The organism is Pseudomonas sp. BP01, from assembly GCF_022760795.1.
Lineage (GTDB): Bacteria > Pseudomonadota > Gammaproteobacteria > Pseudomonadales > Pseudomonadaceae > Aquipseudomonas > Aquipseudomonas putida_Q.
Genome location: NZ_JAFBKA010000095.1, coordinates 1 through 397 on the forward strand (window position 1 = coordinate 1; position 397 = coordinate 397).

Annotated in this window: 1 pseudogene; it reads right to left on the reverse strand. The window is 68.3% G+C overall.

Annotated features, from left to right (window positions below):
• A pseudogene (locus JOY50_RS28630) lies at nucleotides 1-397 on the reverse strand (phosphoribosylformylglycinamidine synthase); the annotation flags it as partial.

Consider the following 397-nt stretch of genomic DNA (forward strand, 5'->3'; position numbering starts at 1 on the left):
GCTCGGGGATGCGCAGGTGCGAGACCGAGAAGCCGGTCAGGCCCGCCTTCGGCTTGCCGCCACGGCCGGTCGCGCCCTCATCGCGGATCTCGCCACCGGCACCGGTCGAGGCACCCGGGAACGGCGCGATCGCGGTCGGATGGTTGTGCGTTTCCACCTTGATCTGGAACGCGCTGGGCACCTGCGGCTCGCGGCGGTATTCGCCACTGGCCGGATCGGGGCGATAGCGCGAGGCCGGATGGCCTTCGATCACCGCGGCATTGTCGCTGTACGCGCTGAGCGTGTGCTGCGGAGTCTGCTGGTGGGTGTTCTTGATCATCCGGAACAGCGAGCGGTCCTGCTCCTGGCCGTCGATGGTCCAGCTGGCGTTGAAGATCTTGTGGCGGCAGTGCTCGGA